Genomic DNA, 25,612 nt, shown 5'->3' with positions numbered 1-25,612 from the left:
TACAGATTTGTTTGTTCAAAGTTTTGTTCAGTTTTCAATGTGCTACTGCGTTGCTCCCTTACGAAACAACTTAATTAGTCTATCACGCTGCTTGCTGCTTGTCAACAACAATTTTTTCAAGTCGTCGTTGACAGCTGCTTGACTCGCAACAGAACTTTATTACTATACCAAGTTATTTTATACTTGGCAAGCACTTTTTAGAAATTAATTTCAAATTAAGTATCAAATATCCTCAAAAGCCGTAAAAGCACTGGGTTTTAAGGTAGTTAACAAATTTTGAATTTTGTTTGCAGATTCAAACATCAAATCCCCTTTAAGATCTTTTTGGACTTTTTGCCAATCAGAAATCTCAAAAGAATATAAGGGCATTAAATTGCCTTTGTCACCCTTTACAGCCGCTAATTCACCAATCTGCCACTGTGAAAAATCACGAACACCAGCTTTTTTAAAAGCATCTAAAATACAGCCTAATGATGTTTGATCATCATGCAAGTGCTCTTTCACCGATAAAAAATCAAAAGAATTACTGGTTTTTTTAACTAAAAAATATGGAATATTATCTTGATAGGCAATTACAGTAGCTGCAATCATAGTCATATCGCAACCTCCTATATTCGATTTAACGCTTCTTGAATCCACTCATCTTTTTGTTGGGCAATAGATGTAAAACCCAAGTTCAGATGATGATTGGTCCAAAAATGACGTCTGATATTAGTATTTTTAATGATGGGCAAGTCCCTTAACGGAAACATTTGTAACTGACGAATAGAAAGACTAATTTTATTGTTGTATTGATCAATATCAAGCACAACAACTTCTACTAAGTCTCCAACACGCAATTCATCCTTTAAATTTTTTACGATACCAGATTTAAACTCCGAGATATGAACCAAGCCTTGAGTCTGGTCATCTAACCGAATGAAAGCCCCATATGGTTGGATTCCGGTCACGACACCCTGAACAATTTGCCCAATATGATATGCCATGGTTCCCCCTTTTCATTGAAATTCGGTAAGTTAAAAAATTAATTTATCTCCATACTTTGAATTTCAATTTTATTCACTGGTGCATCATACATATCCACTTTGCTTTGTGCAATCTTATCAACTACATCCATACCTGCAATCACCTGCCCAAATACTGTATGTTTACCATCCAGCCAGGGTGTACCACCATTTTCTAAATAATGTTTTTTTACTTCATCAGGCAGCCGATTTAACATGCTCCCCATCTGAACTGGAACCTTATTGGCTTGAACAATAAAAAACTGAGATCCATTGGTATTTGGACCAGCATTAGCCATTGATAGGGCCCCGCGGAAATTGAAGAGTTGATTACTAAATTCATCTTCAAAACTACCGCCCCAAATGCTTTCTCCGCCCATACCAGTGCCTTGTGGATCACCAGTTTGAATCATAAAATCTTTAATTACACGATGAAATGGCACATCATCATAATAACCATCCTTGGCATGAGTTAAAAAGTTTTCAACTGTTTTAGGAGTGAGACTATCAAATAGTTTAATTTTAATGTCACCAAAAGAAGTCGTCAAAACGACAACACTTCCAGTGACATTTTCAATATCTAATTGTGGAAATTCCATTTTAGCGTCTCCCAATTATACCTGTTCGCTTTGCACGACGGGATCAATAACAACGTCGCCAGCTTCAATTTCTTCTAGCGCTTCACCGACCGATTTTCTAGAAGTGAACTTAACCTGGGTAGCAGGTAAACCTGCGTCTAATTGGCGGGCACGCTTGGATGCCAAAGCAATTAATTTGTAACGCGAATCAACACGTTCTAGTAATTTATCAACAGATGGGTAAAGTAACATATTTATCTCCTATTTAGTTCTTAATTATCAATTTGATCCAAAACTCGAATAACACGTAAACGTTCAGCAGTAATGATTGCCTTAATCCTTTGAACCGCCTTACTAACGACGTCATTTTCAACGGCATAATTATAATTAATCATCATTTTAAGTTCTTCTTTAGCAGCTGCAACACGCTTTTCGATAACTTCTCGTGAATCAGTGCCACGCCCTTCTAAACGGGAACGTAGATTTGTTAAATCGGGCGGAGTCAAAAAGATATAAACACCTTCTGGCATTTTAGTTTTAACTTGTAAGGCACCCTGAACATCGATTTCTAAAAAAACATCCCGACCACTGGCCAAAGTTTCATCAATAAAACTCTTTGGTGTACCGTAATAGTTACCGACATATTCGGCATACTCCAGCATATCACCATTTTGAATTTTGTTTTCAAACTCTTCTCGACTGACAAAGAAGTAATCTAATCCATCTTTTTCACCCGGACGAGGTTTGCGTGTAGTGGCTGAAATCGAATAACGAAAATCAATGCCTTCTTCTTCAAAAATAGCCTTACGAACCGTTCCCTTTCCTACACCGGAGGGACCCGATAAAACAATTAATAAGCCGCGCTGCGTCATAAAATTCCCCATTATAAACGTTATTTATCAATTCAGTAACAATACAGTAGTTAATCCATTATAGTTCAATTTTATATAAAATTAAAAACTTATTTTATTCTAATCAGAAAGCAAAACTTTGTTCCCCTTATAATATCTGGAAAACACTGTTATATCAATCATTATCATTGTTAGTAGACAATTAATGAATAATCCGCCTTGCAAAAAAGAACATTTGTTCGTATAATCAAAATATCAGATATCGAGGAGGTATCAACGTGCAAAATTCAGTAACTCAACCATTGTCTATTTCCTGGACTCGTCCTAAAATAAAGCCCTTACTTAAATATATTTGGTCCAAGTTTCAGGTACCCGTTTTAAATAAACAACTAACTTCAGCTGAGATTATTCAACGGTTAGAACTGGCAGTTAATCTACAAATCCCCGTTAAACTTCAAATGAATCAATCTTTTTATAGTGAAACAACATCTGAATACTATGGTCAGCTACATCAAACTGTAGCTGGCGACCTCTATATTTACTTATTAAACAAACGCCAGCCACTATTAATTAACCCTGCATTGATACGTCACCTAATCTTAGAATCAAACTAATGACTTAGGACTTAGCTTTCTTTAACTTGGCCTAATTCCTGCACCTGACTCAGCTTTAAATTAGCCAAAAGTGTATTTAAAGCTAGCACATCAATATAGTGACTCAAACCATCTAATTTGGAAACTAGGTCCTGACTATTTGTTAGAGCCTTTTTTTGGCCCAAAAAAGTTACATACTTTGAAACTTCACCACCGATACCATCCAGATTGTCCCATTGAGGGGTCCAGTAATTCATTAAGTCATGAGTCGTAAAGGTCTCAATCAATGGTGCAGTCCATTGACTATGAACAGCCTGATACTTTTGTGCTAAACCTAGATGATAAGCTGAGAGCATTTTCAAAACATTCTCACTAACAACACCCTTGATTGAACTCTCCTGGAATTGTGGTAAGCGTTTTTCGGCATATTGAATTTCTGAGTCAACTTCATCGGCAGTTAAAACTGGAGCAAGAGCTTCAGCATCTGCTAATTTTAGTGGTGCCATTTTAACTGTAACCCCACGGAATACTTCGTCAATAGTGTTTAAATCAAAGTCATCATCATCACCATTAACTTTTAAAAACTTAAATTGTAGTTCATCAATGGCATTGGATGAATTCATTAGCTCAGTAACATCTTTACCCTGAAAACGGAAATAATTCAAAGCAACCACAGTGCGGATAATCATTCGCCAAAAATTAATATCAAAATTTGCGCTAGCAACACCAAAACGATCGTTCACACTGCCTTCTTGCGCCAAAAATTTTTGTAAGTCATACAAGGCTGGTAACAACAGAATGAAGTAACGCCAGTCTCGGTCGTCACTATTTACTAGAGTGGCCTGCATTACTTCATTAAGATTAACAATGACCCGTTCATTACTGGTAAATTTACTGAAATTTTGCTGCACCATACTTGCTAGAACATCATCCAAGAAAAAAGAGGCTACTTCATAGGTCTCTGGTGCAAATTTATCATGTCGGGTTAAAAAATAGCGTGCCCTTAAAAAACCAACAAATTCATCAAAATTAAAATCGCTTAATTTTTTCTTTTCAGTGAACCGGTGCTTAGTCCGTTGATGTTTAATTTTTTTTATTTGTGATGCTTTTCCTTGTTTCAAAATAATCCCCTTAAATACTTAAGTCTAATTGATACTTACCGGCCCCAAACTCATGTAGCTTAAACTGAAAAATCTGTGACTCACGCTTTAAGTTCGGTGTCATGACCGTGGCCTGCTGACTACCTTCAAGTTCTGCTAACTCGATGGCATGATTAATAGCTGACATTACGCGGGCTAAAACTTTGGCGTCAGCTGAAGTATAAAACATATCCGTATTCCCATATCGAGCAGAACGACGTGATAGACTGACTGAAATTTTATAACGGGTGACATCAAAAACAATATGATTGAAATTGAAGTCATGAGCATACAAAAACAACGACGATAGAAAATCTGCTGGTTCAATTTTATTTTCTGACATAAAAATCCTTTTTTACAAATAATTACTTCAAACTGACGATAGTGGCACCATCTCCACCGGCATTAGCACTAGCAAAGTGGAATTCCTGGACTCTTCGATCGGTCCGCAAAAACTCGGTTACACCTTTTCTTAATGCCCCAGTTCCTTTACCATGAATAATTTCTACCGGACTCAAATTGGATAGGACAGCAGTGTCCAAATAACGATCTAATTCAGTTAAGGCAGCCTCATAACGCACGCCACGTAGGTCTAATTTAGATTTAACGGTAGCACGACTTGGCGCAGCTGCAGTAGTTTTAACCACGCGTTGCTGCTTTTTTTGTTTTTGTGCCTTTTGGGTTCCCTGGCTTTTAACGATATCATCTTCGTCCACTAGCATTTTTAAAATGCCCATTTCAACTTCCCACTGACCATTGCTGTGCTTTTTAATCAAAGTCCCCTGTTGACCATAAGATTGAACGACAACCTCATCACCAGTGCTTAATTGTTTAATCGACTTTGCTTTTTTCAAAATTCGATTACGTTCTAAATGATCATTTTGATGCAAATCAGCCAGTGATTTTCGCTTTTTTTGTAATTCTTGCTCTGAAAGACCACCTTTTTGTCCAGCCGCCAAACGTTCTTGACGAATTTCTTTGACTAGACGTTCGGCTTCTTTTTTAGTATTGGCAACAATATGATTGGCTTCTTTTTTAGCGGAAAGAATTAATTTAGCCTGTTCTTGATCTAACTTTTGGCTTTTTTCCGTTAAATCCTGCTGTTCTTTAGTAACAGCTAAACGTTGGGTCTCTAAAGCTTCCCGCTCGTGTTTAACCGAGCGCCGTTGAGCAATTAAATCCTCAATCATCCGATTTAAATCGTGATCGGCGGGATCCGTAAGATTCTTAGCATTATCAATAATATCATCGGTAAATCCTAAACGCTTAGCGATGGCCAAGGCATTTGATTGTCCGGGCACACCAATCAGTAATTGATAGGTTGGACGCAAAGTAGTGACATCAAATACCATTGAAGCATTCATCGTTTGAGGTCGATCATAGCCGTACACCTTAAGCTCAGGGTAGTGCGTAGTTGCAATCGTATAAGCCCCTAACTGGGCAATTTTATCTAAAATTGCCATGGCTAAGGCGGCTCCCTCGGCGGGATCTGTTCCGGCACCAAGTTCGTCTAAAATTACTAAACTACGATCATTTGTTTGACTTAAAATCTTTTTAATATTAGCCATGTGTGAGCTAAAGGTTGATAGATTTTGTTCAATGGATTGTTCATCCCCAATGTCAGCAAATATTTCTTCAAAGACCCCCACTGTTGATGGTCGCCGAGTGGTTATAAATAACCCAGATTGAGCCATAAGCTGTAATAGACCCAAAGTTTTAATGCTGATTGTTTTTCCACCGGTGTTGGGGCCCGTTATAATCAGGGTTTTATAATCTTCACCCAAAATAATATCATTAGCCACAGCAATTTTTTGATCAAGGAGTGGATGCCAAGCCTGTTGCAAATTCACATGCTCTTGAGCACTTAATGCTGGCTGAAGGGCCTTCATTTTCTTAGCTAAGCGGGCCTTGGCATTAACAAAGTCCAAATGCCCCAAAATCAAAACATTATTACGAATTTCATCGATATGCTCAGCAATAACTTGAGAAATTTCTGCCAAAATCTTTTGTTCTTCACTGGCAGCTTGAACCTGTAACTCACTTAGTTGGTTACTAAGTTCGACAATGTCTTGTGGTTCAACATAGTAGGTCAACCCACTTTGACTTTGATCATGGACAACCCCAGCAACTTGATGACGATACTCCGCTTTAACAGGAATTACATAGCGGTTACTGCGCATCGTGACAATCGGTTCACTTAAATATTGAGCAGCTTTACCCCGAACATGATTTTGCATTTTTTGTTTAATACTATTCTCATGTCCAATAATCCGGCCACGCAAATGTTTTAAAGTGGTGGAGGCATCATCGGTAATCTGCGCATTATCATCAATAGCCTGTGCAATACGTTTGGTCAACTCAGGTAAGGCTACCAATGATTCAGCTTGCTGAACTAACAGTTCTACCGATTCACCAATCGGATCATCAGTCATTTGGGCAAAAAAGTTAGCAACACCAGCTGTATTGGTCAAAACTTTACTAATTGCTGAAATTTCAACCGCCGTTAGGCTGGCACCGATATTCAAGCGCTTTAATTCCTGATCAATATCAGCTAACTGGGCGATTGGAATCCCTCCTTTGAGGCGATCAATCATAACTGCTTCAGCAGTTTCTTGTTGCCAAACATTAATTTGATCAATTTGACTACTAGGCATTAACTGTTCAGCCTCACTTTTACCACTGGCTGTCGTTAAAAAGTCAAATAACTGCTGCTTAATTTTTTCATATTCGAGTGTTTTCAGAACTTTTGTATTCATAATTTAATTTAAATTCCTTATAACCACCATTGGTAAATTGCATTTGAGAAAACAGGAAACCGATCCAGATAATAATTTAATATGGGGGAACCAACTAATTGATCTTGAATCCAGGCATTGGGAAGCACTGAAAGAACTTGCAGAATAAAGAAAAATAAAATCAGAGCAATCCCACCATAAAAAATGCTACCTAAAATAGCATCCAGTCCACCTAAAAAAGGAAGATGGCGGACTAAATGAACTGACTGTAATAAATAACGCGATAAAACGTTCCCGATAACAATCAATAATAAACTGACTAAGCCCGAAGCCAAGAATTGTTGCCCATGGTGACTAATGGCTTGAGGTACCTCGGGACGAATGAATTGACCACCAACCCAGGTGCTAATTACTTCGCCTAATGGCTTAGCTAATTTCATGGAAATATAAAAAATAACCAGCCATAAAAATACCCGGACAATAGTTGTGACCAAACCAGCCCGATAGCCACTACGCATCATCAAAATTAGTAATATAACACCCAGTATCAAGATGATCATTCATTCCCCCCTCTACTTTATTAATTTTATTTTTAAGGAAAAGCTAGTCATAGTAGCTGGTTAACGTATTTAATGCAACTCATTATAACATTAAAACTGCTATAATTAAGCCTATGCAAATTGTTATTCAACTACCCCAAGTACAAATAAAAAAGATCCAGCAATACTATCAAACTAAGATAGTCACCAATGGGCCAGCTGGTAGTATTTTCCGAGCAAAAACAGCCAATACCACCATTACCGCCTATCGCTCCGGAAAGGTCCTTTTTCAAGGAAACCAACCCGAAATAGAGGCCCAAAAGTGGCAAAAAATACCAAAGTCGACTAGTGGAAGAAAAACCAGTCATGCTGCTCAACTTCCGAGTGATTTTCAATCTTGGTCAGTTATCGGATCAGATGAAGTCGGGGCTGGCGCTTACTTTGGTCCCCTAACTACAGCCGCAGTTTACGTTAGCCATGCCAATTTAGACTGGGTTAAAGATTTAGGAATCGCCGATTCTAAAACTTTAACCGATGATAAGATGCGCGCGATTGCGCCACAGATTATCGAACGTCTACCGCATCACGTTGTAAATTTAATGCCTGATCAATATAATAAATTACAGAAAAAATACAACGTCGTCGCCCTCAAGGCTCTATCCCATAACTTCGCCTTATCACAGGTAGTGGAAAAAATTAATCCCGACTATCCACAGGGCATTTTGATTGATCAGTTTGTTCAATCAAAAAATTATTTTGCTTATTTAGAAAAAGCCCAGCAAAAGCCAATTATTCGACGTAATGTTTTTTTCAGCACTAAGGGTGAACAGCACCATCTCAGTGTTGCGGCAGCCTCAGTGCTCGCCCGGGTAATCGAGTTAGATGCTATGGATCAGCTCAGTCAAGAAGCCAGCCTATCCCTAACAATTGGTGCGGGTAGTAATGTAGATCAGCTGGCCGCCCGATTATTATCCCGTAAAATGGATTTAGGTCATTTTGCTAAATTACATTTTGCCAATACTCAAAAAGCACTAAAATTACTAAAATAAAACAACCCAGAAGTTATTTACTTTTGGGTTGTTTTTTCTTGCTCTTGCTCTGCCAAGTGTTCATCATCAATCGTAATATCAGCAGCTGTTAACTCAATGTCATCATTAGCTAAATCATCTCGAAAATTATTGATGTTTTGCTGTGCTGATTGAATATAGGGGTGACCCAACTGTTTTACTTTAGTTAGGCAGAGTACCACATGATTATTTGAAAATTCTTCAACCGGCTCCGCATGAGTGTGAACAAGTTTTTTTCCTTCATGAAGAACTTGTCCACCGACTTGTTTTACCTTTTTAGTTAAGGCTTGACGTTGTGATTGCGACAAACCAAAGCGTAGCGTTAGGGCTGTAATCCCAGTTACAACGCCAGCTACAAAAGCGGCATTTTTTGCCATGTTACTTCTGCTCCTTTTTTTTGTTTGTTTTACGGCTAAAACGTTCCCAAGCTTGACTAGTAGCAAAGGCAGTACCGGCTTTGGCTAGACTGCCAAAACTTGAAAAGCGATTGGTAGCATGATGAATTGAACTATTAAGATCAGATACAGTTTCAGATAATTCTGCTACTGTATCAACCGTTACATCCAAAGTTTTCATCTTATCGTTAACGTCATCTAACAGCTCGTTAGCGTTCCCTAAAATTTCATTACTAGAACGGGCAATGGTATCCACATCCATGGTAATAACGGCAACTGAGCGGGTTAAGCGCATCAAAAAAATCCCAATAAATACCACTAACAATAAAAATGCAAGGGCAAAAATCAAAATTGCAAGTTGGCCAATTGTCATTAACATTCTCCTTTTAAAGTAGATATTCTTTCGTAGTGAAGTCTTTTCAATTGTAACAGATAAAAGGCTCCCGTGCTGATTGTCCTCTAAATAAAAAACCACCTATCAATAGGCGGTTTACATTAATGAGCATAATCCACGGCGCGAGTTTCACGGATAACAGTAACCTTAACATGGCCTGGATATTCCAACTGTTCTTCAACTTGAGTTTTAATATCATGGGCAAGTACGGTAGCTTTAATATCTGAAATCTTACGCGGTTCAACTACTACGCGAACTTCTCGACCGGCTTGAATAGCAAAGGCTTTTTTAACACCGGGGAAGGCGTTAGCAATTGTTTCCAAGTCTTTAAGTCGTTGAACATAGTTCTCGAGAGATTCGCTGCGGGCTCCTGGTCGAGCAGCACTAATTGCATCAGCAGCAGTGACCAATTCAGCAATTGGTGTAGTTGGTTCAGTGTCGCCATGATGAGCAGCAATAGCGTTAATAACAGCAGGTTTTTCATTAAACTTTTCTGCTAGACGCACCCCTAATTCAACGTGGGAACCTTCAACCTCAGCATCAACTGCTTTACCAATATCATGGATTAAACCAGCACGCTTCGCAAGCGCGACATCTATTTTTAATTCAGCAGCCATAATTCCAGCAATTTTGGCAACTTCAATAGAGTGCTGTAAAACATTTTGACCATAAGAGGTCCGATAATTCATTCGACCAATCATTTTAATCAAATCAGGGTGCATACCACGCAATCCCAATTCGAAAACGGCCTCTTCACCCTTTTCACGCACCATTTCATCCATTTGGCGACGAGCCTTTTCAACTGTGTCTTCAATCCGAGTAGGATTAATCCGACCATCAGCAATTAAGGATTCAAGGGCGTTTTTGGCAATTTGGCGACGAAGTGGATCAAATCCACTCAAAACGACTGATTCAGGCGTATCATCGATAATCAAGTCAATACCAGTTAGTGATTCAAGGGTACGAATATTACGGCCTTCACGACCAATTATCCGCCCCTTCATTTCCTCACTCGGTAAATCAACAACGGAAACAGTAACATCTGTTACCGCATCAGCAGCCGATCGTTGAATGGCATCAACAATAATATCGCGCGCCCGACGCTCTGCTTCGCTTTTAGCATCAACTTCATATTCTTTAATTAAACTAGCGCGTTCGCGCAAAAGTGAATCTTTAGACTGTTGCAAAACAATTTCACGAGCTTGTTCGTGATCCAAAGCTGCAATTGATTCTAACTTTTCTTCTTGTTCAATTAATAATTCTGAAGACTGCTGTTTTTTCTTAGCAGCATCGTCTAAGCGTTCTTGAACCTGATTTTCCTTTTGAATCAAAGAGGCGTCTCGTTGATTTAAGGTGGCATCCTTTTTATCTAAAGTATCCACTCGATCTTGTAAGCGTTTCTCTCGTGCTTGGACATCAGCCTGACGGTTAGCCAGTGATTCATCAACTTTAGTACGATACTTTTGAGCTAAATCTTTCGCGTCAATATCGGCGGCCCGCTTGATACTCTGGGCCTCACGATTTGCATGTTCTAAAATGTTAGCAGCAATTTGTTTGGCACCAGTTATTTTTTTGGCATCAGTCCAACGCCGTAAAATATAACCAATACCTAAACCAATTGCAATTGCGAAGAGTGCTGAAATGATTGTAAAATTCATCTCTTACATTTCCTTTCAGCGTGTGACATTAGATACATTCACCTTACAAGTATAGCGAGATTTAACCTATGGGTCAATTGCAAAGTTAATTTTTAAACCGGCGTTGTAGCTCTCGTTCTTGATCACGCTTTTTCAGATCTTGCCGCTTATCAAACTGCCGTTTTCCACGTCCTATACCAATTAATACCTTAGCAAAACCATGCTTTAAATACACCTTAAGAGGCACAATACTAACCCCTTTTTCCAGCGCAGTTTGCTGTAAGGATTGAATTTGACGCCGGTGCAGCAATAATTGGCGGGAGCGTAATGGATCAACATTGAATTGATTACCATTTTCATAGGGCGCAATGTGCACATTGGTTAATAAGGCACGTCCATCATGAAAAGTAACAAAGCCATCCCCAATGGTGATTTGCCCAGCTCGCACTGATTTTATTTCAGTTCCAGTAAGTGAAATACCCGCTTCAAAGGTATCTGAAATAGCGTAATTAAAACGGGCCTTTCGATTTTGAGCCAGAACATTTTGGTCAGTTTTAGATTTTTTAGCCTTCATATCAACTAACGACCTACCTATTTCTTTTTGCTATCCGAATGAGGACGCTTTTTCCTTGCATTTTTGCGGTTTGGTCGACCATTATTACTGCTTTTTACACGAATATCAGTGGTTGGCGCATCTTCTGGATTTAACAATTGGAAATCAATAGTACTTTCGTCTTTATTAACCCGAATTACTTTAATCTTTACTCGTTGCCCAATTTGGAAAATATGGTGCTTAGAACGGCCAATTAAAGCCATATGCGTTTCATCGTATTCATAGTGATCATCGGTTAGGTTTGAGATATGGATTAGTCCTTCAACTGTATTATCCAAACTAATAAACAAACCAAACTTTAAGGCTGCATTAACAATTCCTTCATATTCCTGTCCGACCTTATCTTCCATGTATTCTGCTTTTTTCATAGCATCAACTAGTCGTTCTGTATCAATGGAGCGTCGCTCTTTACTACTTGTATCAATCCCAATCTGTCCCAAATGACTGGCATAACGTTCTTGTGCTTCAACCCCATAGCCATGGCGACGATACCATTTAATCAAACGATGCACCGTCAAATCCGGATAACGACGAATTGGCGATGTAAAGTGCGTGTAGTAGTCAGCCCCTAAACCAAAGTGTCCCATTGGATCTGGTGAGTATTTGGCTTGCTTCATAGCCCGCAACATCATGGTAGAAATCATTTGTTCGGCGGGATCATCAGCCACCTCTTCCATAAGCTTTTGCATCATCTTGGGAGTTACTTTGTTGGGATCTCCCTTAACTGGATGACCCAGGGCTTTAGTAAATTCAAAGAATGATTTGGCTCGTTCTTCATCCGGCACCTCGTGGACACGATACAAGAAAGGAACCTTTTTCTTATCAAAGAATTCCGCCACGGTTTCATTAGCAGCCAACATAAAGGACTCAATCATCCGTTCAGCCGTACCTCGTTGACGAACTTTAACATCAATGGCCTTTCCCTGATCATCAACAATAATTTGTGCCTCTGGTGCGTCAAACTCAATGGCCCCACGGGCGGCCCGCATCTTATATAGAATTTGATGTAGTTCACCCATTTCTTTAAACATGGGAACTAATTCCCGATATTCTTGGGTTGTCTGTGGATCATCGGCCAAAATTTGATTCACCGCATCATAAGTCATCCGAGCATGCGACTTGATTACGGATGGATGAATAGATTGTTTGACTACTTGGCCCTTAGGATTAATCTCCATCTCAGCCGACATGGCCAAACGAACGACATTGGGATTCAATGAAGCAATCCCATTTGAAAGCTTCCGAGGGAGCATTGGAATAACGCGATCAGTCAAGTACACTGAAGTTCCACGATTGTAAGCTTCTTCATCAATGGCTGATCCCTCTTTAACATAGTGGGAAACATCGGCGATGTGAACCCCTAAATGATAGTTCCCATTCTCTAGTTTCCAGACCACAACAGCATCATCAATATCTTTGGTATCAGCCCCGTCAATAGTTACTAAAGGCTGATCAGTTAAATCTGGACGCCCTTCCCATTCCTCTGGTAAAACTTCATTTGGAATAGCATCAGCCTCTTCTAATACTTCTGCTGGAAAATGGCTTGGAACTTTTTTACTCTCAACGATTTGCATGATGTCCATGCCTGGCTCATCTTTAAAACCAAGTACTTGGGTCACTTCTGCAACCAATTGGCGTGGATGAGTAGCATCAGCGAAATTCAAAATTTTAGCTACAACCACTTCCCCATCATGCAAAGGTTGATGACTATCCTTGACGAGAATCTGATAACTGGCTGCCTTTTTATCGTTTAATTGAATTTGGCCTTGTATCCCTTTGGCCTGTGAGCCCAAACTAAAGACGCCCACTACCTGATCGTAGGATCGTTCAATAATCTCTTCGACTACTCCTTCTGGTCCTCGGTCAGCTGATTTAGAGGGCCTGAGCGTTGAAACCCGAACTGTATCACCTTGCATAGCTTGCTTGGTATTTCCTGGCCCGATGAAAAAGTCCGGTAAGTTTTCATCATAACGGACAAAACCAAAGCCCTTATCATTAGCTTTAAACTCACCAATAACCTGGCCATCATCTGCCTGATATTGATAGGCCCCATCTTCTAATTTTTGTGCTTGGCCATCTCGGACAACATTATTTAACGCATTGACTACCTGTCGATAATCACTTTCATTTGTCATGCGTAGACCATCCGCCAAATTTTGAGCCGTAAAGGCCTGTTGACGATTGGCTTTTAAAAAGCCAGCTAGTTGACTTTTCAATACTTTCATTTCCATATAAAATTACTCCTAAAAAATAAAAAATCAGTCTACAAAAGAGTAAACTGACCTTTAATAAATTAATGGGCTGATAGATACATCAGCGCAATTCCAATTATGAACCAGATAGCCCCTAAAACAACGGTAATGCGCCGCATAACGGCCTCAAAACCACGAGACTTCCGTTCAGTAAACAAATCGGCAGCACCACCAGACAAAGCTGACAGGGCATCTTGTTGCTTACTAGGTTGCATCATAACTGCAACTACCAGTAAGAACCCCACTACCAACAGTGCTACAGTAAGGATATTAGTCACAGTGACAACCTCCACTTGAAGTTCAATACTGTCATTATAACAGATTTTGGCTTAGTTTCCAAGCGCCAAGTGGAACATCAAGATTCCACCAGCGACCGCTACATTAAGACTTTCCGCCTGTCCGGCCAAAGGAATGTAGAAATTAGCCGAAGTCTTTTCGGCCAATTGCGCTTGCATTCCCTGTCCTTCGTTTCCTAAAATCAAGGCAAACTTTTCAACTGGCATAATTTCTTGGAAAGGCTGAGCCGCTGGATTTAATTCTGAACCGTAAACTGGCAAGCCATTGGTTGCTAGTGAATCGACCCAGTGGGACAAATCACCTTGTAAAACTTCTAGATGGAACTGCGAACCCTGCATAGCCCGCACTACTTTAGGAGAAAATGCGTCAGCTGTACCTTCGCCCAGTACAACTCCTTTAAATCCGGCCGCATCAGCGGTACGAATCAATGTTCCAACGTTTCCTGGATCTTGGATCTGGTCTAATAATAGCCACATCCCATCAAAGACATAACTAGGATCAAAAGTTTTTTCAGGAAGACTAATTTCGGCAAAAATTCCCTGAGGAGTATTAGTACCGGCGATATGCTTAGCCACTTCAGCACTAATCTCAAAGGCTGGCACCCCATGAGGAACATCCGCCAAGTGCGCTTCCATTTGCTCGGATGTCGCCATTACGGCGTGAAACTTAGCTGAAGCTTTAATTGCTTCTTGAACCAAATGCCAACCATCTAATAAATAGGTGCGATTTTCTTGACGACCTTTACGAGTTGCTAATTTGGCCCAGCTTTTAACACGACTATTTTGATTTGATAAAATTCTTTCCATGCTTAATTTATCCTTTGCTATTGCGGTTTTGCTTACCGCTATTCCGTTGTTTTGTATTCGAAGAACTTGCCGTTGCGGTAACATCCCGAGGCGATAAATCAGCAGGCGTAACTGTAGCTGCCGGCTGACTAGCCATCAAGTCTTCGGCAGTTTTTAACACCTTAAACTCGCGATTAACCTTCGCTTCCAGGGCTGGATACTGAACGTGTAAGATTGCTGTTTGAATCAAAGCAAAAATTCCACCCACGATAAAGTATAGTCCAATTGATCCACTAGAAAACATTGAAAAGGCAGCAATCATAATTGGGCTCATCAACAACATCATACCAGAAACTTTCCTTTGTTCTTCAGGCATCCGCTGTAATGACAACCAGGCCTGCAAGAGATAAATCAAACCAGCTAAAATAGCAAAAACGATTTGAGGCTTATTGAGGGCTAATCCAAAGAAGGTCGCTGATTGCAGTCCATGGGCGTGCATAATGGCTGAATACACCCCTGAGAAAATTGGTAACTGAATGGCCATCGTCAAAAAGGAAATTCCTCCGGTCATGCTCACGCCATTTTCCTTATAAAGGGACATTGATGCCGCCGCAGCCGCCTGTTGTTCTTGTGGATTCTTGGCATTTTGAGTAATATCACGAATCTTATCAACTTCAGGTTTTAAAATTCGAAGTTTCAATTGACTCATCGTTGTATTCTTTTGTTGATTGACAAATAGCGGTAAAATTGCCAAACGCAAGACAGCGGTGATAATGATAATTCCCCAACCGATACCATTAACCCCACCGACCCAGTGGGAAATCTGCAAAAGAATATCCGCGATGGGCCGTCCTAACCATTGATACATTCGACTATGGGCACTATAACCACCGGTCAATAAAATAATGTCAAATACAATAAAGACAAAGGTCAAAGCACGCTTTATCTGTTTCATGTTGTCTCCTAAATGTTTTATAAAAAAATTTAATTCGTTCTATTATAACAAACCCACCCCATAAAAGGGGTGGGTTTTCATATATTAAAGTGGTGAGGTTTCGTCACTATCCGATTCTGAAACCAAAGGCAAGCGAATTGTAAAAATCGACCCAGAACCGAGCGCACTTTCAACGGTAATTTCACCACCGTATGCCTTAACCAAACGCTCTGCAATACTAAGACCTAGACCATTGCCCCCTTTTTCACGGGAACGAGCCCGATCCACCCGGTAAAACCGATTAAAGACTCGAGCCAAGTCTTGGGGTTCAATTCCCTCTCCAAAGTCTTGAACACCAATTTCAACTCGGGTAGCCGATTTAGACAGGGCAAAGTGAATCTCTTTGCGGTCAGTTGAATACTTAATAGCGTTATCAGCTAGAATAATAATAATTTGTTCCAAGTGATCTTGGCGAATATTTACTAGAGCAGGCTGCACTAGATCATCATCAAAGGTTAGGATAAACTCTGGATGTAACATCTTAAAGTCATTGAAGATTCGGTGAACAACCCCATCGACATCAGTAATTTGATTCACATTTTCGACTGGTACCTGTTCGGCACGGGTCAAATTTAGCATCTCATTAATTAAGGTCTCCATCCGCTTAACTTCTGATAGAGTCGATTGAATCGAGTCAACCAAGACCTCAGGATCATCCTTCCCCCAACGATTCAACATTTCCATATGTCCTTTAACCACCGCGACTGGCGTACGTAACTCGTGGGACACATCGGAAACAAATTGTTGTTGGGCACCAATCAAATCCTGCAAACGATCAATCATTCGATTTAAGATTCGACTTAAATCGGACAATTCGTCATCGGGTCCCATTTTAGGGATACGTTCGGGGGTCATGGGATCACTTTCAAAGGCTTGAATTGTTTTTTCAATCACCGTGACTGGGGAAACAATAATTTTGGTAATCCATGATGAAACCAAGAAAACAATGAGGGCACCCAAAATAGCAATCAGCCACAACCAGTGCGATAAGGCCTTTGGCATAACACCATAATGCTGTTGTAAAATAATAATTACTGCCGCCACAAACAAGCAACAAGTAAGAAAAAAAACCAAAGCCATCCCCAAAGACAACTGCCAACGCAGTGAAAAACGGAAAGACGCTTTAGTTTTTTTATCTTGATTTTCAATCATTTATCGTTAGCTCCGCATTACATAACCAGTGCCACGTACAGTTTGGATGTACGATGCCTTACTGTCAGGATCATCAATTTTATTACGTAAGTAACGAATATATACATCCACAACATTGGTTTCAACACCCGAATCAAATCCCCAAACTTCCTTGAGGAGTTGTTCACGGGACTGAACCACGTTAATATTCTCTACTAAGATTAATAGTAAATCATATTCACGTTTAGTCAAATTAATAATCTGATCGCCACGACGGGCGATGCGATTTTCTTTTTCAATCTTAAGATCTTTAAAATTAATAACTGAACGGTGCTTATCGCTAGATTCTGTTTCGATTGTAATTCGACGTAATAGTGAACGAACCCGAGCTAATAATTCTTCAATGGCAAAGGGTTTTACAACATAGTCATCAGCACCATAATCTAGGCCAGATACACGATCAATGACTGAATCACGCGCTGTCATCATAATAATTGGTGTACGTTTTACTTCTCTGAGACGTCGAGCAACTTCGAGTCCATTTAATTCTGGCAACATTAAATCCAATAAAATTACATCAAAATCGTTCTTGGTGGCCATTTCCAAGCCATCACGACCGTTGTCTACCGTTTGGACATCATATCCTTCATGTTTGAGTTCTAAGGCGACAAACTTTGCCAAATTTTCCTCGTCCTCAACAATCAATACTTTACTCATAATCACCTCTATTTTTAATATTTATACTTCAAGCTAATTTCTTAACAATCTACCCTACCACATTTTATAGTTATTTTATAATAATTACAATATTTTTCTCATTTTTCGAAGAAATCATTTAACTTAGCCCACCGAGGATCTTCAACATCCTCCAGAACTTGAGCCGGCTGTTCATCATAATTACTTTCACTAATAACCTGCCAATCATTTCCCTTAGGAAATTCTTGATTGGCTGCTTCGGCTGGTGTCAATACCTGACTAGGAAACATAGCAACTAGGTTATCCAAAATAACTTGATCAACATCCAATTGGTCGTTTTCTAATAAGAAAACCGCTTCATCTTCTTCAAACTGATCTAATTGTTCTGGCTTACCAACATAGCGTTCCTGAATACCTAGATTAATCGCTAAGGCAACTGGTTCCATTGATCGAGTTGATGGTAGTACCACCTCACCGCTGACCTGAACATTCAAGCTGACAATATCACTGGCATCATATTGCACCTTACCAATCACTTTTAAAGGTGAAATCTCTAAAATTAAATCTGGAAAACGTTCTTGGGCTAATGCCGCTAAATCTAACTCTGTATCAAGTAGTAGAGGATTCTCTTGATATTTGACTAATTGCTTTTTAGCTAATTTCATTTTTATAACTCCTTTTTAAAGTTGAATAGGGGCATGTCCAACGTCTTGTTCTTCCGTAGCTTGGTTAGCCAATAACTGCCAGACTTTCCCGGCTTTATAGTCCAACCTTAAATTGGCTTTGGCTAAAGACATATCGACTCGACTAATAATCGGTAAGGCAGCTTCTCGTTTAATACTATTCAAGTATTGTTGCCCCTGAGATGTGAAACCTAAAATTCTCAAGTAGGGATCCTGCATGGCGGCCTGCATTTGATCAACCTTAATATTAAGCAAGGTATACAGCAAAGTTCGCTGAATTCTAGCAAAAGTATACCGTTTTGATTTGACTGACTTAATAAAGGACTGATAGGACTGTGGACCTTGCTTAGCAGCTGCAGTAGCGGCCAAGCGATGCTCTAATCCTTCAGCCATTTGGTAAACTTGACCCAATTGACCAACGGTGTCGGTCAATAAGCGGTACTGTAATAATTGCCAAAATGACGCTTCAAAATCAATGGTATTGGCGTTATTTTGTACAGCCGCCAAGGTGTTTTCAGGTACAACTGGGACTATTTTTTCTAACTTATGTTTATGTAAAGCTAACCGAATGGAAGAAGCCGAAGCAATCACTTGGTCGGGACCAAAATCATCATCATGATAACCAGCCTGTTGCCGGGCAATTGGCCATAATCGCATATCGACCTGCAATTCTAAAACTGCCCGAGCATAGCCAAAGGCCAAAATATCATTGGGTTCCTTAAGTTCAAAACCGGTTGTATCGGCCAGTTGCTGGGCATAAGAGCTGGCAAAGGTTTGATTTCGGTTAGTAAAGTTCTGACCGGAATCAACCTTAGGCGCTTGCTGTGCTAAGGAAATAAAATCAATATCCGGATTTTCACTACCAAAGACAATATCATGAATTCCTAAAGCGGCTAATAAGCGAACAGCTCCTTCTGCAAAAAGATGACTGGGTTGTACCGCATAAAATACGGGTAGTTCAACTACTACATCAACACCAGCTTCTAAGGCCAATTTAGCCCGAGTCCACTTATCCAACAAGGCCGGTTCGCCTCGTTGCACAAAGTTACCAGACATGACGGCCACAACGACATCAGCCCCCGTAACTTTTTTAGCTTGGGCAATATGATAACGATGTCCATTATGGAAGGGATTATATTCAACAATTAAACCAACAGCCTTCATTTGGTATCCCCCTTGCTAGCTTTAAAGAACCAGCGCGTTGTTTGCGAGTTTGGGACTGTTTGGCCAAAATCAGCGCTAATTTCGATTTGATTAAAGCCAACTTTTTGTAATAATTCGCAATAAACAGCTTGCTCATAACTTTGTTCATGATGAACTTCTCGTAAAAGATTAAAGGCATCTAGCTCTTCATTATAGGTGAAAAATTTCAAATCATGATCAACGCTATTTTCATTTTCACCAGGGAAACTAGTCCACATAAAAATATTTTCTGGATTATCATCATTGTTATAACAATAATTGTCATAGCCAACGTTAACTTGATAGGGGGTAATCACATCAAAAAGGAATAACCCACTCGGCATTAAATGATCAAAGACTTGTTGAAAAGCATCCTCTAAATCATCTAAATTAGGTAAATAGTTTAAACTATCAGCAAAACTAGTGATAATTGGATATTGAGTAGGCCAGTCACTAAAATCACGCATATCCCCTTCGATTAGACGAAGATCAACGCCAGCCTGTTGAGCATGGGCTTGGGCTAGTTGCAACATATTAGGTGATAAGTCTAGTAAATCTACCTGATAGCCAGCTTGTTCCAGTAAAACTGCTAACCGGCCCGCACCGCCACCTAAATCAAGTAAGGGACTGGGCTTAGTCAAAGCCTTGACATATTGAGCCCAGGCTTGGTACATATCGTTATCAAACAATTCATCGTAACTTTTTGCAAAGGTTGTAAAATTATCTTCCATTTGGCTACCTTTTGTCATACAAAAAGCTGAAGTTTATTACTTCAGCTCTTTTAATCTGCCTGTAAAAATTCTGATATATCAACCAACGGCGCATCGTACCAAAGTTTTTCAAGGTTATAAAAATCACGGTGCTCACTGTCAAAAATATGAACAATTACATCACCGAGATCAACCAACACCCACTGGGCTGCCTGAAAACCTTCGATAAAGCGAACCGTACCACCGGCCTCTTCATACTTATCTTTCAATTCATTGACAATTGCTTGAACTTGTCGATTTGATGGTGCTTCAGCAATAACAAAATAATCGGCCATTAATGAAACCGGCCCCATATCAAGAGCTACAACATCATTGGCTTTTTTGCTGTCAATGGCTTTAACGGCAATTTCTAGTTCTTTTTTTGCGTTTAATTCAGTCATGATTTCCTTTCAGATTACTGGGTAACCCAATAATTATATGTGGTTAGTGACTTAGGATAGATTGGTCGTTCATTTTTAGCCAGATAGGCTAAAGTATGGATAATTTGAAAACGAACTCCTTGGCCTAAATCTTCATCAGTGATGGTGCGCGCCGTTTGCACTCCCGGAAAATCACGACCACTTTCTAAATAGTCGGCCATAAAAATGATCTGCGATAGTTTAGACATATTAGCCCCGGCACCAGTAGTATGGTCGCGCACTGCTTGTAAAATTAATGGATCGGTAATACCCAATTCATCTTTAATTATTTCGGCTCCGACAATACCATGCCATACTGGATTACCCCAATTAACTAAATCAGGATCAAGATGCTTAGCGCCAATTACCGCTAAAAATTCAGCATCAGAACGTTCCTTGGCATAATCATGTACTAAACCGGCCACAGCAGCTTGTTCTGAATCAATTTGATTTTGACTGGCTAGCTTTTGGGCATAATCACGAACTCGCAAACAGTGTTCAAAACGTTTCTTAGAAAGCTGATGAGCCACTTGAGCTTCTAACTCAGCCATACTGCCACTATAATACTTCATACTACCTTCCCAAATAAAACTTTTATAATTTGGCGACTAACGGAGACAGCTTAGCATATTTCTCTTCTTTGGCTGGCAAGTACAAGACCGCCGTTCGACCAATTGTCTGTACAACAGTAATTTCCGAGTGCTGGTGTAAGAATTCTGCCAAATCTTTCACATCTACTTCAGCCGTTTGCTGAATTGATACTTTAATTAGTTCCCGCTTAGCTAGTGCAGCCACAACTTCGTCAACCCATTGTTGGTTCAAGCCATTTTTTCCAATTGAAAAAATCGGTGACAAGGGGTTAGCACTAGCCCTTAAGTAGCGTTTTTGTTTTCCTGATAATTTTTGCATTAAATCATAGCCCTTCGTACTGTAACCGAGACACCCTTAGGCGCCCATCCGGCAACTCGTATGCCAGCTGGCAGCACAATCCAGCCTAAACCAGCAAATACAAGATCAGTTTTTTCATTTGTATTAAATTCATATTTAACCAAAGGACCCAAATTCGGTTCCGTTGGCTGTAATAAGTTTCCTGCATGCTTTTGATAGAATTCATCAGCGCCTACCAACTTAGTACGATGAAGCGGTAAATTATTCTCAAAATATGCTGTCACAGCGCTGCGAGGTCCCTTTTCAAAATCAAAACGCGCTAACCCACCAATAAAAATAGTTTGTTGGTCATTTAGTTGGTAAGTACGGGGCTTAATTTCATTTTTAGGTAGGGCATACTTTAAATCGCGGCTATCTAAACGATGCGCCATTTGATCACTCTTGATGATTCCGGGTGTATCAATTAATTTTTGACCATCAGCCAAAGGAATTTCAATCTTATCTAAGGTCGTGCCAGGAAAACGAGAAGTCGTAATCAGTTCTTGAACGCCCATCGTAGACTTAATAATTTGATTGATAAAAGTTGATTTTCCAACGTTTGTTGTGCCAACTACGTAAACATCTTGTCCCTGACGTAGATCTTCAATTTTTTGTAAAATTGCATCTAAATTTTGGGAATGAATTGCTGAGGTCAAGACAATATCAACTGGATCAATGCCACTATCTTTAAGCTGGTCTTTTAACCATTGTTTTAATCGGTTCGCTTTTAAAGATTTTGGCAGCAAATCGACCTTATTTGCTACTACTAATATCGGATTTGACTTACCAACAAAACGAGGAAGGCCGTCAATCAAAGAACCACTGATATCAAATACATCAACCACATAGACGATTAATGACTTGGTACTTGATATTTGGTGAAGGATACGGGCAAAGTCATCATCCGTTAATTCTACGGGTTGAATTTCATTGTAATGGCGCAAACGAAAACAACGTTTACACAAAAGCTGATCGCTTTCTAATGATTTCTTTAAGGCACTCATTGGCAAATAGCCCGATTGAGTTGCCTCTGTGGTCTGCATACGTGCGCCACAGCCAATACAATATAAACCTTTTTCTAGTTCTTGCTGAATTGTTTCATCGGAAATTTCAGTTGTCACGAAGCGTTTTCTCCCATTTCAAGTTCGGGTTGTGTTTAAAAACAATTTTTTTGGCCTGAGTTTCGATACTGCGGTTTAACCAAGTTTGCCACATATCGGAATCAATCAACCTTTTAACCAAGACACTGCGTATTCCAGCTAAATGGGCCGCCCAAATGTCAGTTAACATTTGATCGCCAACCATAATCACCTCTTGGGACCGTAAATGCCGTTGGCTCATCACAGATAAAATACCTCTTGGTAGGGGCTTTAAAGACCAGGCTACAAAATCAATATTTAAGGCATTGACGGCCTTAGCCACCCGTTTATTAGTATTATTAGAAATAACAATTAGCTCAATTCCACCCTGCTTAAGATCTTGTAACCACTGATGTAGTTCGGGTGTCCCGTCAGGATTATTCCAAGCTAAAAGAGTGTTATCCAAATCAGTTAAAACGGTTGTAATCCCGTGGCTACGCAGCTCTTCCACTGTTAAATCATAAATTGAATCTACCATGTAAGTCGGAGTTAAAAATTTTAATTGCATAACCATCACCAATTTTTCAGTCTTCCACAATTATACTATAGATGGCGTTTTCCTTCTAACCAAATAAAAAGCGCCCTAAGAATGGGACGCTTTGAAGATTATTTTAGTACCAACCATTGCTTTGGAAATGACCAACTGCATTATCGACCGAACCATAACGATCAGCGATATAACCCTGCATAGCTGATAGTTGAACATCGTAATTACCACGGTAATCTTGTCCAGGAGCATAAGTGGCATAGGCGCTTTCAGATAGCTGACCAATTCCATGCATACTACCGTTTTGGGCGTTAGGGTTACCACCACTTTCACGCTCAATTAACCACTGCAAGTTACCACCAGTGGCTTTAGCTGGAGCAGCTGGTGTAGCAACCGAACTAACTGGTGTAACAACTGGCGCAGAAACAGCCTTAGTGGTTGTTTCTGAACTAGCAGTGTTACTAGCAGCTTGGGCGTCGCTAACAGCTGTAGCATTATTTTGATTCGCAGCACTGTTGTCATCAGTATCGTTAGCTAAGCTATCATCGTTAGCCGGTGCTGATAATTGAAGTGCTTGAACATTATTTAAAGAATTTACGGCTGAATTTACTTCCCCGTGGTCAACTACGGCATGAACCTTAGTTGTTTTATTTGAGTGCGTTGCGGGCGTACTTGATTGGACACTCCCCAAAGTTAGGGCCACTGCGGCCATCGCAATTGTACTGTATAAAATTTTATTTATCATAATGGCTTCATTTTGCCGTTTTTATATAACGGTAGTATTACACCGAGTTACAAAACGATAACATTAAACAATTTATGAAACTTTTTAAGAGTAAATGTATAAAAAAATAGGCTAAAAATCTAATTTAGCCTATTGTGAATTATTTTTGTTTATTACGTAGATACAATAAAACCGGATAGCCCAACAAGACAATCAAAACCGAAATAAGGACGCCCTGAAAATCATGCATGATTTCAGAAACTTCAATATACAAGGAACCCACAATCGCTACAATCGGTACCAGCGGATAAAGCGGCATCGAGAAACTACGATTTAATCCCTGTGGATCTCGTTTTCTTAAGATAAAGGTCCCAGCTAACACTAAAATATAGAACAAAAATGTCACAAAGACAGCGTAGTTGGATAACTGGTCAGGATTAGTAAAGAAAATCATCAAAAAGGCAATCCCAATCATTAACCAAATCGCCGCATTTGGTGTTTTAGAACGATGATGAAGGCTTCTAAAAATGTTAGCAAACAAGAAATCCCCATTATCAGCCATCGCATAAAGAACCCGTGGAAAGGAAACCACCTTACCATTTAAAGTCCCCAACAAGGAAATCAAAATTGCGACACTAAGAAGTCGCCCGCCCCAGTAGCCAAAGGCATTAGTTGCCATGGCTAGGGTTGTATTTTCACCCAAACTAGCAATTTGATTGGCGGTAAGACTACGATAAACGCCAAAACTAACCCCCACATAGGCCACAATTACTAACAAAATTCCAAAAACAATTGCTCGTGGTAAGGTTTTTTGCGGGTTCTTAATTTCTCCGCTAATATTGGCTAGCGTAACCCAACCATCATAGGCAAATAGAGTAGCCAAGACAGCCACCCCAAACCCACCACCACTGGTATGACCGATTGTTGTAACCGTTTGACCCAAGGCGTCGTGATGGCCAAAAAATAGGCCAAAAACAATTAATGCCATAATTGGCAATAACTTAATGGCCGTGGTGACCATCTGGAAACCGGCACTAAAGCGGTTGGGAATCGAATTAATCAAACCCACACAGGCCAAAGCGGCCATCCCAATCCAAATTGAATAGTGACCAGGCAAGCCAAACATAGCCACAAATAAAACGCCGAAATAGGCTGAAATCGCCCCCATCATGGCTGGGCCGTAAAAGACAACCTGCATCCAACCAGCTAAGTAACCCAAGGTACGGCCATAAAGCTGTTCAATATAGTGGTAGATACCACCGGTTTTAGCCATTTGAGAACCAACCTCAGCGACACTCATCCCCGAAGCTAAGGTTAAAATCCCTCCGGCAAACCAGGCCCACATCGCCGTGGTTGTATTACCAGCAACCTGTAACACACTCCCTTGCTTAAAGAAGATCCCTGATCCAATAATCGTCCCAATGACCAGCGACAGTGATGCCCACAATCCAAAACCGCGGTGTAATTGTTGTTTTTCCATCACACTCAAACTCCCTATTTCTAATCTAATAGCTTTTATTCTATCATGGAGATTTATAGTTGGGGATACTTTTCTAATTTTTCCCATAAAAAAAGCTAGATATAGCTATCTAGCTTACTAAA

31 protein-coding genes are annotated in these 25,612 nt (G+C 39.9%); 2 read left to right on the top strand and 29 right to left on the bottom strand.

Going from position 1 to position 25,612, the window contains the following annotated elements:
* Positions 1–222: 222 nt before the first annotated feature.
* From C7384_RS04160 to gmk, 5 genes are read right to left on the bottom strand one after another with little or no spacing between them, the layout of a single operon-like run.
* The gene (locus C7384_RS04160; RefSeq protein WP_089938345.1) at positions 223–597 is read right to left on the bottom strand and encodes a hypothetical protein; all 375 of its coding nucleotides are present in this window, start codon (positions 595–597) and stop codon (positions 223–225) included.
* 11 nt (positions 598–608) lie between these two features.
* Positions 609–986, bottom strand: a complete 378-nt coding sequence (locus C7384_RS04155) for a CvfD/Ygs/GSP13 family RNA-binding post-transcriptional regulator (RefSeq protein ID WP_089938347.1) — start codon at positions 984–986, stop codon at positions 609–611.
* Between the two features lie 38 nt (positions 987–1,024).
* The gene (locus C7384_RS04150; RefSeq protein WP_089938349.1) at positions 1,025–1,603 is read right to left on the bottom strand and encodes a peptidylprolyl isomerase; all 579 of its coding nucleotides are present in this window, start codon (positions 1,601–1,603) and stop codon (positions 1,025–1,027) included.
* Between the two features lie 15 nt (positions 1,604–1,618).
* The gene (gene rpoZ, locus C7384_RS04145; RefSeq protein ID WP_089938351.1) at positions 1,619–1,834 is read right to left on the bottom strand and encodes a DNA-directed RNA polymerase subunit omega; all 216 of its coding nucleotides are present in this window, start codon (positions 1,832–1,834) and stop codon (positions 1,619–1,621) included.
* Positions 1,835–1,854: 20 nt separating this feature from the next.
* The gene (gene gmk, locus C7384_RS04140; protein ID WP_089938353.1) at positions 1,855–2,454 is read right to left on the bottom strand and encodes a guanylate kinase; all 600 of its coding nucleotides are present in this window, start codon (positions 2,452–2,454) and stop codon (positions 1,855–1,857) included.
* 257 nt (positions 2,455–2,711) lie between these two features.
* Between gmk and C7384_RS04135 the strand changes: the two genes are divergently transcribed.
* On the top strand, positions 2,712–3,047 hold the full coding sequence (locus C7384_RS04135; protein WP_089938355.1) for a hypothetical protein: 336 nt from the start codon (positions 2,712–2,714) through the stop codon (positions 3,045–3,047).
* An 11-nt stretch (positions 3,048–3,058) separates the two neighbouring features.
* Here the strand turns inward: C7384_RS04135 and C7384_RS04130 are convergent, their stop codons facing one another.
* From C7384_RS04130 to C7384_RS04115, 4 genes are read right to left on the bottom strand one after another with little or no spacing between them, the layout of a single operon-like run.
* Entirely contained in the window at positions 3,059–4,147 is a 1,089-nt protein-coding gene (locus C7384_RS04130) for a metaphase chromosome protein 1 (protein ID WP_089938357.1), read from the bottom strand.
* Positions 4,148–4,157: 10 nt separating this feature from the next.
* Positions 4,158–4,508, bottom strand: a complete 351-nt coding sequence (locus tag C7384_RS04125) for a hypothetical protein (protein ID WP_089938359.1) — start codon at positions 4,506–4,508, stop codon at positions 4,158–4,160.
* A 22-nt stretch (positions 4,509–4,530) separates the two neighbouring features.
* Positions 4,531–6,921, bottom strand: a complete 2,391-nt coding sequence (locus C7384_RS04120) for an endonuclease MutS2 (RefSeq protein WP_089938361.1) — start codon at positions 6,919–6,921, stop codon at positions 4,531–4,533.
* Positions 6,922–6,938: 17 nt separating this feature from the next.
* Positions 6,939–7,460 (bottom strand): CvpA family protein, encoded by a 522-nt coding sequence (locus C7384_RS04115; RefSeq protein WP_089938363.1) that lies wholly within the window; start codon positions 7,458–7,460, stop codon positions 6,939–6,941.
* 113 nt (positions 7,461–7,573) lie between these two features.
* Here C7384_RS04115 and rnhC point away from each other — a divergent pair, with 113 nt between their 5' ends.
* Positions 7,574–8,488 carry a ribonuclease HIII gene (gene rnhC / locus C7384_RS04110; RefSeq protein ID WP_089938364.1) on the top strand — a complete coding sequence of 305 codons (915 nt, stop codon included), beginning with the start codon at positions 7,574–7,576 and terminating at the stop codon, positions 8,486–8,488.
* 17 nt (positions 8,489–8,505) lie between these two features.
* Here the strand turns inward: rnhC and C7384_RS04105 are convergent, their stop codons facing one another.
* The 20 genes from C7384_RS04105 to C7384_RS04010 all read right to left on the bottom strand — a co-directional run bounded on the left by C7384_RS04105 (position 8,506) and on the right by C7384_RS04010 (position 25,490).
* Entirely contained in the window at positions 8,506–8,883 is a 378-nt protein-coding gene (locus C7384_RS04105; RefSeq protein WP_089938366.1) for a hypothetical protein, read from the bottom strand.
* A gap of 1 nt (position 8,884) precedes the next feature.
* Complete coding sequence (locus tag C7384_RS04100) at positions 8,885–9,274, bottom strand: DUF948 domain-containing protein (RefSeq protein WP_089938368.1); 390 nt, start codon at positions 9,272–9,274, stop codon at positions 8,885–8,887.
* 122 nt (positions 9,275–9,396) lie between these two features.
* Positions 9,397–10,953 (bottom strand): ribonuclease Y, encoded by a 1,557-nt coding sequence (gene rny / locus C7384_RS04095; RefSeq protein ID WP_089938369.1) that lies wholly within the window; start codon positions 10,951–10,953, stop codon positions 9,397–9,399.
* A gap of 85 nt (positions 10,954–11,038) precedes the next feature.
* On the bottom strand, positions 11,039–11,506 hold the full coding sequence (gene smpB, locus C7384_RS04090) for an SsrA-binding protein SmpB (RefSeq protein ID WP_089938371.1): 468 nt from the start codon (positions 11,504–11,506) through the stop codon (positions 11,039–11,041).
* Between the two features lie 17 nt (positions 11,507–11,523).
* Positions 11,524–13,776 (bottom strand): ribonuclease R, encoded by a 2,253-nt coding sequence (rnr, locus tag C7384_RS04085; protein WP_089938373.1) that lies wholly within the window; start codon positions 13,774–13,776, stop codon positions 11,524–11,526.
* 62 nt (positions 13,777–13,838) lie between these two features.
* Positions 13,839–14,075 (bottom strand): preprotein translocase subunit SecG, encoded by a 237-nt coding sequence (gene secG, locus C7384_RS04080; protein WP_089938375.1) that lies wholly within the window; start codon positions 14,073–14,075, stop codon positions 13,839–13,841.
* A gap of 51 nt (positions 14,076–14,126) precedes the next feature.
* Positions 14,127–14,900: a TrmH family RNA methyltransferase gene (locus C7384_RS04075; RefSeq protein WP_089938377.1), complete on the bottom strand. Its 774-nt coding sequence runs from the start codon at positions 14,898–14,900 to the stop codon at positions 14,127–14,129.
* A 7-nt stretch (positions 14,901–14,907) separates the two neighbouring features.
* Positions 14,908–15,834 carry a membrane protein insertase YidC gene (gene yidC, locus C7384_RS04070; protein WP_089938379.1) on the bottom strand — a complete coding sequence of 309 codons (927 nt, stop codon included), beginning with the start codon at positions 15,832–15,834 and terminating at the stop codon, positions 14,908–14,910.
* Between the two features lie 84 nt (positions 15,835–15,918).
* Complete coding sequence (locus C7384_RS04065) at positions 15,919–17,025, bottom strand: sensor histidine kinase (RefSeq protein WP_089938381.1); 1,107 nt, start codon at positions 17,023–17,025, stop codon at positions 15,919–15,921.
* Positions 17,026–17,031: 6 nt separating this feature from the next.
* Positions 17,032–17,721, bottom strand: coding sequence for a response regulator transcription factor (locus C7384_RS04060; RefSeq protein ID WP_089938383.1), 690 nt, complete (start codon positions 17,719–17,721; stop codon positions 17,032–17,034).
* A 98-nt stretch (positions 17,722–17,819) separates the two neighbouring features.
* Positions 17,820–18,365, bottom strand: coding sequence for a DUF177 domain-containing protein (locus tag C7384_RS04055; RefSeq protein ID WP_089938385.1), 546 nt, complete (start codon positions 18,363–18,365; stop codon positions 17,820–17,822).
* A 15-nt stretch (positions 18,366–18,380) separates the two neighbouring features.
* Positions 18,381–19,547, bottom strand: a complete 1,167-nt coding sequence (locus C7384_RS04050; RefSeq protein ID WP_089938387.1) for a nucleotidyltransferase — start codon at positions 19,545–19,547, stop codon at positions 18,381–18,383.
* Positions 19,544–20,314, bottom strand: a complete 771-nt coding sequence (locus tag C7384_RS04045; RefSeq protein WP_089938389.1) for a class I SAM-dependent DNA methyltransferase — start codon at positions 20,312–20,314, stop codon at positions 19,544–19,546. Before C7384_RS04045 ends, C7384_RS04050 begins: the two co-directional genes overlap by 4 nt.
* Before the next feature lie 32 nt (positions 20,315–20,346).
* Positions 20,347–20,715 carry a ribosome silencing factor gene (gene rsfS / locus C7384_RS04040; protein ID WP_089938391.1) on the bottom strand — a complete coding sequence of 123 codons (369 nt, stop codon included), beginning with the start codon at positions 20,713–20,715 and terminating at the stop codon, positions 20,347–20,349.
* Positions 20,716–20,729: 14 nt separating this feature from the next.
* Positions 20,730–21,305, bottom strand: coding sequence for a bis(5'-nucleosyl)-tetraphosphatase (symmetrical) YqeK (gene yqeK / locus C7384_RS04035; protein WP_089938392.1), 576 nt, complete (start codon positions 21,303–21,305; stop codon positions 20,730–20,732).
* A 22-nt stretch (positions 21,306–21,327) separates the two neighbouring features.
* On the bottom strand, positions 21,328–21,642 hold the full coding sequence (gene yhbY, locus C7384_RS04030; RefSeq protein ID WP_089938394.1) for a ribosome assembly RNA-binding protein YhbY: 315 nt from the start codon (positions 21,640–21,642) through the stop codon (positions 21,328–21,330).
* The gene (yqeH, locus tag C7384_RS04025; RefSeq protein ID WP_089938396.1) at positions 21,642–22,781 is read right to left on the bottom strand and encodes a ribosome biogenesis GTPase YqeH; all 1,140 of its coding nucleotides are present in this window, start codon (positions 22,779–22,781) and stop codon (positions 21,642–21,644) included. Before yqeH ends, yhbY begins: the two co-directional genes overlap by 1 nt.
* Positions 22,771–23,307 (bottom strand): YqeG family HAD IIIA-type phosphatase, encoded by a 537-nt coding sequence (locus C7384_RS04020; protein WP_089938399.1) that lies wholly within the window; start codon positions 23,305–23,307, stop codon positions 22,771–22,773. The genes yqeH and C7384_RS04020 overlap by 11 nt, the downstream gene beginning before the upstream one ends.
* A 103-nt stretch (positions 23,308–23,410) precedes the next feature.
* Complete coding sequence (locus C7384_RS04015; protein WP_089938401.1) at positions 23,411–24,031, bottom strand: aggregation-promoting factor C-terminal-like domain-containing protein; 621 nt, start codon at positions 24,029–24,031, stop codon at positions 23,411–23,413.
* 139 nt (positions 24,032–24,170) lie between these two features.
* The gene (locus C7384_RS04010) at positions 24,171–25,490 is read right to left on the bottom strand and encodes an APC family permease (RefSeq protein ID WP_089938403.1); all 1,320 of its coding nucleotides are present in this window, start codon (positions 25,488–25,490) and stop codon (positions 24,171–24,173) included.
* Positions 25,491–25,612: the final 122 nt, after the last annotated feature.

The sequence above is a fragment of the Convivina intestini genome (assembly GCF_003096575.1).
In the GTDB taxonomy this organism is placed as follows: Bacteria; Bacillota; Bacilli; order Lactobacillales; family Lactobacillaceae; genus Convivina; species Convivina intestini.
This window is presented reverse-complemented; position numbering and strand designations above follow the sequence as displayed.

What these genes read in the sequence shown, in the direction of transcription:
- C7384_RS04160 (WP_089938345.1), bottom strand. Translation starts at nt 597, where the DNA reads ATGACTATGATTGCAGCTACTGTAATTGCCTATCAAGATAATATTCCA.
- C7384_RS04155 (WP_089938347.1), bottom strand. Translation starts at nt 986, where the DNA reads ATGGCATATCATATTGGGCAAATTGTTCAGGGTGTCGTGACCGGAATC.
- C7384_RS04150 (WP_089938349.1), bottom strand. Translation starts at nt 1,603, where the DNA reads ATGGAATTTCCACAATTAGATATTGAAAATGTCACTGGAAGTGTTGTC.
- rpoZ (WP_089938351.1), bottom strand. Translation starts at nt 1,834, where the DNA reads ATGTTACTTTACCCATCTGTTGATAAATTACTAGAACGTGTTGATTCG.
- gmk (WP_089938353.1), bottom strand. Translation starts at nt 2,454, where the DNA reads ATGACGCAGCGCGGCTTATTAATTGTTTTATCGGGTCCCTCCGGTGTA.
- C7384_RS04125 (WP_089938359.1), bottom strand. Translation starts at nt 4,508, where the DNA reads ATGTCAGAAAATAAAATTGAACCAGCAGATTTTCTATCGTCGTTGTTT.
- C7384_RS04120 (WP_089938361.1), bottom strand. Translation starts at nt 6,921, where the DNA reads ATGAATACAAAAGTTCTGAAAACACTCGAATATGAAAAAATTAAGCAG.
- C7384_RS04115 (WP_089938363.1), bottom strand. Translation starts at nt 7,460, where the DNA reads ATGATCATCTTGATACTGGGTGTTATATTACTAATTTTGATGATGCGT.
- rnhC (WP_089938364.1), top strand. Translation starts at nt 7,574, where the DNA reads ATGCAAATTGTTATTCAACTACCCCAAGTACAAATAAAAAAGATCCAG.
- C7384_RS04105 (WP_089938366.1), bottom strand. Translation starts at nt 8,883, where the DNA reads ATGGCAAAAAATGCCGCTTTTGTAGCTGGCGTTGTAACTGGGATTACA.
- C7384_RS04100 (WP_089938368.1), bottom strand. Translation starts at nt 9,274, where the DNA reads ATGACAATTGGCCAACTTGCAATTTTGATTTTTGCCCTTGCATTTTTA.
- rny (WP_089938369.1), bottom strand. Translation starts at nt 10,953, where the DNA reads ATGAATTTTACAATCATTTCAGCACTCTTCGCAATTGCAATTGGTTTA.
- smpB (WP_089938371.1), bottom strand. Translation starts at nt 11,506, where the DNA reads ATGAAGGCTAAAAAATCTAAAACTGACCAAAATGTTCTGGCTCAAAAT.
- rnr (WP_089938373.1), bottom strand. Translation starts at nt 13,776, where the DNA reads ATGGAAATGAAAGTATTGAAAAGTCAACTAGCTGGCTTTTTAAAAGCC.
- C7384_RS04075 (WP_089938377.1), bottom strand. Translation starts at nt 14,900, where the DNA reads ATGGAAAGAATTTTATCAAATCAAAATAGTCGTGTTAAAAGCTGGGCC.
- yidC (WP_089938379.1), bottom strand. Translation starts at nt 15,834, where the DNA reads ATGAAACAGATAAAGCGTGCTTTGACCTTTGTCTTTATTGTATTTGAC.
- C7384_RS04065 (WP_089938381.1), bottom strand. Translation starts at nt 17,025, where the DNA reads ATGATTGAAAATCAAGATAAAAAAACTAAAGCGTCTTTCCGTTTTTCA.
- C7384_RS04060 (WP_089938383.1), bottom strand. Translation starts at nt 17,721, where the DNA reads ATGAGTAAAGTATTGATTGTTGAGGACGAGGAAAATTTGGCAAAGTTT.
- C7384_RS04055 (WP_089938385.1), bottom strand. Translation starts at nt 18,365, where the DNA reads ATGAAATTAGCTAAAAAGCAATTAGTCAAATATCAAGAGAATCCTCTA.
- C7384_RS04050 (WP_089938387.1), bottom strand. Translation starts at nt 19,547, where the DNA reads ATGAAGGCTGTTGGTTTAATTGTTGAATATAATCCCTTCCATAATGGA.
- C7384_RS04045 (WP_089938389.1), bottom strand. Translation starts at nt 20,314, where the DNA reads ATGACAAAAGGTAGCCAAATGGAAGATAATTTTACAACCTTTGCAAAA.
- rsfS (WP_089938391.1), bottom strand. Translation starts at nt 20,715, where the DNA reads ATGACTGAATTAAACGCAAAAAAAGAACTAGAAATTGCCGTTAAAGCC.
- yqeK (WP_089938392.1), bottom strand. Translation starts at nt 21,305, where the DNA reads ATGAAGTATTATAGTGGCAGTATGGCTGAGTTAGAAGCTCAAGTGGCT.
- yhbY (WP_089938394.1), bottom strand. Translation starts at nt 21,642, where the DNA reads ATGCAAAAATTATCAGGAAAACAAAAACGCTACTTAAGGGCTAGTGCT.
- C7384_RS04020 (WP_089938399.1), bottom strand. Translation starts at nt 23,307, where the DNA reads ATGCAATTAAAATTTTTAACTCCGACTTACATGGTAGATTCAATTTAT.
- C7384_RS04015 (WP_089938401.1), bottom strand. Translation starts at nt 24,031, where the DNA reads ATGATAAATAAAATTTTATACAGTACAATTGCGATGGCCGCAGTGGCC.
- C7384_RS04010 (WP_089938403.1), bottom strand. Translation starts at nt 25,490, where the DNA reads ATGGAAAAACAACAATTACACCGCGGTTTTGGATTGTGGGCATCACTG.